At 69.5% G+C, this 6,000-nt stretch carries 7 protein-coding genes (1 of these 7 only partly in view); 2 read left to right on the forward strand and 5 right to left on the reverse strand.

What is annotated here, in order from left to right; all coding sequences use genetic code 11:
• Window positions 1-199: 199 nt before the first annotated feature.
• From hfaD to hfaA, 3 genes are read right to left on the reverse strand one after another with little or no spacing between them, the layout of a single operon-like run.
• The gene (hfaD, locus tag ABL308_09335; GenBank protein XBQ15163.1) at window positions 200-1,402 is read right to left on the reverse strand and encodes a holdfast anchor protein HfaD; all 1,203 of its coding nucleotides are present in this window, start codon (window positions 1,400-1,402) and stop codon (window positions 200-202) included.
• Window positions 1,350-2,342: a holdfast anchoring protein HfaB gene (gene hfaB / locus ABL308_09340; protein XBQ15164.1), complete on the reverse strand. Its 993-nt coding sequence runs from the start codon at window positions 2,340-2,342 to the stop codon at window positions 1,350-1,352. The genes hfaD and hfaB overlap by 53 nt, the downstream gene beginning before the upstream one ends.
• On the reverse strand, window positions 2,329-2,796 hold the full coding sequence (gene hfaA, locus ABL308_09345; GenBank protein ID XBQ15165.1) for a holdfast anchoring protein HfaA: 468 nt from the start codon (window positions 2,794-2,796) through the stop codon (window positions 2,329-2,331). The genes hfaB and hfaA overlap by 14 nt, the downstream gene beginning before the upstream one ends.
• Window positions 2,797-2,884: 88 nt before the next feature.
• Here hfaA and ABL308_09350 point away from each other — a divergent pair, with 88 nt between their 5' ends.
• Window positions 2,885-3,571 (forward strand): rhomboid family intramembrane serine protease, encoded by a 687-nt coding sequence (locus ABL308_09350; protein XBQ15166.1) that lies wholly within the window; start codon window positions 2,885-2,887, stop codon window positions 3,569-3,571.
• Window positions 3,572-3,612: 41 nt separating this feature from the next.
• Here ABL308_09350 and ABL308_09355 read toward each other — a convergent pair whose 3' ends face one another.
• Entirely contained in the window at window positions 3,613-4,218 is a 606-nt protein-coding gene (locus ABL308_09355; protein ID XBQ15167.1) for a GDYXXLXY domain-containing protein, read from the reverse strand.
• Window positions 4,215-5,510 (reverse strand): DUF2157 domain-containing protein, encoded by a 1,296-nt coding sequence (locus ABL308_09360; protein ID XBQ15168.1) that lies wholly within the window; start codon window positions 5,508-5,510, stop codon window positions 4,215-4,217. Before ABL308_09360 ends, ABL308_09355 begins: the two co-directional genes overlap by 4 nt.
• A gap of 97 nt (window positions 5,511-5,607) precedes the next feature.
• Here ABL308_09360 and ABL308_09365 point away from each other — a divergent pair, with 97 nt between their 5' ends.
• Window positions 5,608-6,000, forward strand: the 5' portion of a protein-coding gene (locus tag ABL308_09365) for a CBS domain-containing protein (protein XBQ15169.1). Its footprint extends 39 nt past the window's final position; the window shows 393 of its 432 coding nt (coding positions 1-393); it begins with the start codon at window positions 5,608-5,610; its stop codon lies beyond the right edge, outside the window.

Raw genomic sequence — 6,000 nt, forward strand, 5'->3', positions numbered from 1 at the left:
AGTAAGGCGTTGCGGTATTCGGAGCCGTCGGAACGTAAAAGCCGAGCCGCAACTCCCTCCCCTTGATGGGGAGGGTGTCCGCAAAGCGGACGGGTGGGGTGAGGATCGTAGAGCGCCGTACTTTGAAACTCTGGCGACCCTCCATACGACCCACAGAGGGGAAGGGAAGAAGACGCTGCCTGAGGAGGGCGCCCTTGCCCTAACCCCCCGGCGCGCGGCTGGCGAAGGTCGCTGCGTTGCCGACCGCCGTCGCCGAGCTGGTGAGCGCGCCGATCTGGCCGTCATGGGTGGAGAAGACGGTCGCGCCGACCGGACCGGAATTGGTCTGGTTGAAGTTCGCCGTCATCGAGACCGGGCATTCCGAGCAGATATATCCGCTCTGCGCGTTGCCGATCGCGCTGGCCGACAGCGCCGCGCCCGCGCCTACGCCGGTCTCCGATCCGCCGCCGTTGAACACGACCTCGGCCAGGACCGGGCCGGAATTGGTCTGATCGAGCCCGGTATAGGCGTCCGCGCCGATATTGGACACCAGCGACGCGTTGCCCATCGCGCTCGCCGAGCCGGTGATCAGACCGCCTCCGAAATCGCCGACATTGAGATTCGCCGTCGCCCGCACCGGGCCTGAGTTGGTCTGCGCGCCCTGGGCGTGCGCGTAGCCGTAATCGTTCGCGATGGTGAGATTGTTGCCCACCGCGCTGGCCGCAGAGATCCCGCCGTAATCGGCCGTGGCGACGTCGACGCCGGTGAAGGCCTCGACCGTGCCGGTCTGGGACTGGTCGACGGTCGCGACCGGATTGCCTTCCCAGCCGCCGGCGGTCAGCGAGTTGCCCGCCGCCTGCGCGCCCTGGGCGAAGGTTTCCACCTCGGCGCCGGGCGCGATCAGGGCCGCGCCGGCGCTCACCTCGCCGTCCGCGCGCTGGATCAGCGCGAGTTCGTGCGACCCGTAACCGGTCACCTGCACGGCGTTCGCGCTGGCGCTGGCGCCCTGCACGGTGTGCGCGGCGTAGTCGGTCACCCGAAGCGCGGAGAGGGCGGAGACGCGCGAACCCGCCGCCGCGCTCTGTTCCAGATCGAGATCGACGTTCGCCTCCGCGCCCACGGTCAGGCCGTTGCCGGCCGCCGTGGCGTTGGAGATCGCGTACGACCAGATCGAATCAGCGCTGATCGAGGAGACTGCGTCCGCCGATCCGGTCAGGACCTGCGAGCCGTACACGCCCGTCCAGTTCGTCACCTGACCGGTGGCCGAGTTCGCCTGGGCCAGCGCGGAAGACGTCGCGATCTCGACCCCGCCGGCGGACTGTGCGTCCTGGGCGGTGACGGCGCTGTCGGTGCGCTGGTCGAGATCGACCCTATCGGTAGGTTCCGCGAAGCTGGCTGCGGATGTCAGGGTCGCGGCGGTCATGGCCGCGATCGACGCTCGTGCGAGCCTGGACATAAGGGACCTCCGATCCCGCATAGGCGGTGTACATCTGAACCCCGCCGGTGGCGTTCGAGCCGCCGATCGGGTCGTCAAAGGCGCAGGTCTGCTCGGGGGCGACGCCGTAGAGCTGTGCGCTGATTTCAAGAACGGCGCGCTCGATCACCGAGCGCACGGCGAGCTGGACGGGCTCGAGGCTGCGGCCGCCCGCGCTGACGTCGACCACGGCGTCGCCGAAGAAGGCGAAGACGCCGGCGCTGAGCTCGCGGCCGATGATCTGCTTCTGGTAGCTGACCACGTCGACGACTTCGAGCGTGCGCGAATCGATCAGGCGCAGGTCGAGGCCGACATTCATCACGTAGACGCGGCGCGAGAACACGCCCGAGGGATCGGAATCCACGCTATCGCCGGCGAACAGGTCCTGCCCGTTCGAGCGGATGTTGGCGTTGAGCTCGGTGATCCCGCCGACGAGATAGTAGTCCGAACCGGGGATCGAGCCGGCGTAGATCTGCCGGAAGCCCTGCTCTTCGGCGGGGTCCTCGATCAGCTGGTTGTTGGCGTAGCGCAGCTCGAGTTCGGCCACGGACGTATCGAAACGCTCCACAAGGCGCGCGCCGGATTTGGCGAACGCGCTCATCGCCATCAGCGCCGCGCCCTGGGTGACCCGGGTGCCGCCTTCAGGGGCGATCTGACCGGTGTAGTCCGCGATCCGGCCCACCGCGACCCGCGGTGCGGCGCGGCCCTGCGAGCGGGCGTGCGCGGCCATGCAGACCAGCGCTTCGGTGTAGGGGGTCGGGTTCGCCGTGACCGGCGCGCCGCCGGTCGGCGCGGCGTAAAGCCCGTCCGAACCGGGGTTCGATGTGGTCGCGCACGCGGTGACGGCGAGCGCCGCACCGGCTGCGAGGAGCGCCTTAACCGTCCGCATCGTCGCTCTCCTCTTCGCTGCGGCCGTTCGCAGACGCGCCGGCCGTGGCGGTGACGTTTCCGGTGTTGGTCTGGGTGCTGTTGACCACCACCGTGTTGTAATTGCCGTTGACCACGACGTTCAGCTGGTTGCCGACCGCCAGGGCGTTCGACGAGGCGAAGGGGCCGGAAAAGCCGCCTTCACCGCCCGCGCCTGCGCTGATCGAGCCGTAGGCGCTGGCTTGCGCCGAGACGCCGACACCGGTCTGGATGATGCCGTTGATCACCACCCGGTTTCCGGCGCGGCCGCGGGCGCCCTGATAGGGCCGGGTTTCCTGCCCGTGGGCCTGGCCGTAGGGCCGGGTCCAGTCGGACGGGTGGCTCGACTGGGCGGCGGCGGGGCTTGCGAAAGCGCAGCCTGCAGCCAGTGCGGCCAGTAATGCGTTCGCCTGGACGGCTTTCAGGGGGCGGGCCATGGTCTATGTGTCCTCTTTGAAGACGCTTCGGACCCACACGGTGCAACCCGCGTGCCAGCGCGGCGGACGCCGGATCGAAAGGACGGCCATGAACCAGACCGGCCCGGACCCTACCGGCATCGACCAGCCCGGCCGGCCGCCGCGCGCGCCGATCTTCACGCAAGGCCCGTCCCCCGTCGTGCTCGCGCTCGCCGCGGCGATCCTGCTGGTGCAGACGCTCGTCTGGTGGTCGACGGTCTACGGGGAGGGGTTCATGCACGGCGTCGCGATCTGGCTCGGCGCGGTCAGGACCGGGACCATGACGGGCCAGATCCCGCCCGCGCCGGTCGCAGGGCTCAGCCCCTACCTCTTGCACGTCTTCGTGCATTTCGGCTGGTTTCATACGCTTCTGAACGTCGGCGCGCTGATCGCCTTCGGCGCGGCCGCCGCGCGTCCCTTCGGCGGTGGTTTCAAAGGCGGGCTGGGCTTTCTCGCCTTCTTCTTCGTCTGCGGAATCGCGGGCGCAGCGCTGAGCAAGGCGGTGCACTGGTCAGAGCCCAGCATCATGGTCGGGGCTTCGACCGCGATCTCGGGCATCCTCGCTGCGGCGGGCTGGGCCTATGGCGGCCGGGCGGGCATGCTGCGCATCGCTCTGCCCTGGCTGGGGATCAATGTCGCGCTGGCCGTCGCCGACCCGTTCTTCAATCACCCGATCGCCTGGGCCGGCCATCTGGGCGGGCTGGTCGCGGGCATGGCGCTCTATCCGCTTTTCGTGCAGGCGTTCAGGCGGCGCTGACAGAAACTTCCCTCCCCGTCGAGGGGAGGGAAGGACGGGCGCTAGAAAAGCCGGTCGATACGGCGTTCGCCGTCGATCTCCAGCCCCTTGATGACCGCGCCGCCGTCATCGCCGACCGACACGATCAGCCTCAGGCGGTCTTCGTTGCGCTGGCGTTCGAGGGCGAGGGCCTGGTCCTGCGGGGCGTAATAGCGCTCGATATTGTACTGCACCCACAGCTCGTCGCGCTGCGTGCCCGGAACAGGTTCCCGCCGCCAGCCGATCGAGCCGTCCTCGAGCGGCTCGGGTTCTGTGTATTCCTGCTGGGTGGAGACTGATTGCACGCGGCCCCGGATGAAGAGGCCGCCGGGCGCCTCTCGGAACGCGCCCACGGGAAGCGCCGCGCCGGCGGCGGTCTCTTCCAGCGCCACATAGACCAGATCGCCGCGCGCCCAGCCCGTCTCGGGGCCCTCGAGCGCGCCGGTGTCGAGCCGGTGAACGGGCGTCGTCAGGATGACGTAATGGCCGAGCAGCACGTCGCGGGGATCGACGGGCTCCATCTCCAGGAGGACTTCTGTTCCGCTGGACCGCCTGTAGGCGTGATGGCCCACGAGGCCGGCGAGCACGGCGGTCATCATGGTCGCGACGGCGAGAAGACGGATGGTCATGAGCGGGCCTCCCCTTCGGCGGCCAGGCGCCGCGACACGCGGGCGAGCAGCATCGAGACGCCGAACAGGACCAGCCCGCCGACGAAGAAGAAGACCGCCGTGTTCAGAAGGTCGCCGAACAGCCGGCCGTAGACATAGAGGGTCTGGGCGACGAACAGCACCACGCCGATCACCCCGATCGCGCCGCGGCCCGGGCCGGCTCCGGCGAAGATGAGCGCACAGGCGAGGCCGTAGACCGCCGCGCCGGCGAGAAGCTCCAGCCCGAACGCCCAGCCGTCTTCCGCTGCGGCGAAGGCGATCGGCATGATCAGCGCGGCGAGGCCGGCGAGGGCGTAGGCGCCCGCCGAGGCCTTGCCGATCTTGCCGGTCGCCAGGCGGAGCAGCGTCACACCGAGGAAGACGGCGAGCGGCGCTGCGGTGAGCGTGAGATAGAACGCGCTGGTTTCAGCCTCGCGGTCGTCGAGGAATTCAGGGCTCTGCAAGCCGAACCCGGCGACGAGGGCGAAGACGGCGAACCACGCCGACAGGATTCCCGCGCCGAGCACGCCGCGATCTTTCAGGAGCGCGAAGACCATGGCGGCGGCGGCCGCGATCAGCGTGTAGACCGCGTTGCGCTGGAGGAACTCCAGCGTGGACTCCGTGGTCTCGTAGACGGTCCAGCCGGTCCAGACGATGGCGGCGGCGGCCAGAAGGTGAATCGCGACCTTCGATTCGAGCCGGATCGCCGCGGCGAGGGTCGCTATCCAGACCGGCACATACCCCCAGGCCACGCCGGGCACGAGCGGATTGTTGCTCTCGAGCGCGGCCCAGAACCCGCCGAGCAGGGCGGCGAGGATCAGGACCGGCCTCGAGGGTACGGCGATCGCGGTGACGAGCGCGCCGACCGTCCAGATGAGGATCCCTGTGTTGCGGAACGCGCTCATGTTGAAGGTCTGGGCGGTCAGTGCGATCGCCGCGCCGAACAAAGCCGCGCCGAGCAGGGCCAGGGCGTGGCCGATCGCGGTGTTGTTGCGGGCGAAGGCGAAGGCCGCCCCGCCCAGGCTGGCCCAGAGCGCGCCAATGATCACCGCGAACCGGGCCAGGCGCGGCAGCTCCGCCCAGTTCGCCGCCACGAAGCTGATCGCCGCAAAGGCCAGAAGCACCGCGCCGAGAATGGCGGCGGCCCCGGCCGCGTTCCAGCGCGGCGCTGCGGGCGCGATGTCGGCGAGGATCGCGGCGCGATTGTCCGCCGGCACCAACCCTTTTTCGATCCAGCGATCCAGATCGCGTTCCAGGCGTTTCCTGTAGGCCATGCGCCGCCCTTTCCCCTCGCGTCCGGCGGACGATTTGCCGCCGCGCGCCTGCTCAGGCACTATCGAGAGCGCATATTACGCCGAAACGGAGGCGAAAATGAACGCGTCGCGAATCATCGCCGAGAAGGGCGGGACGGTGTTCACCGTCAGCCCCGGGGACACGCTGGTCGAGGCCGCCCGGACTTTGACCGAGAAGAAGGTCGGCGCCGCGGTCGTCGTGGACGGGGCCGGCGCGCCGGTGGGCGTGTTCTCCGAACGCGACCTCGCCCGCGTGGTCGCCGAGAGCGGCGAGGCGGCGCTGTCCACTTCCGTCGCGGACGTCATGAGCAAGCGGCTCTTCACCGCCGAACCGGCGGCCTCCGTCGACGAGCTCATGAGCCTGATGACAGAGCGCCGGATCCGACACGTCATCATCATGGACGGCGGCGCGATGGCCGGCGTGGTCTCGATCGGCGACGTGGTCAAACGCAAGATCGCCGAAGCCGAAGCC

It is taken from the genome of Oceanicaulis sp. (assembly GCA_040112665.1).
Taxonomy (GTDB): domain Bacteria; phylum Pseudomonadota; class Alphaproteobacteria; order Caulobacterales; family Maricaulaceae; genus Oceanicaulis.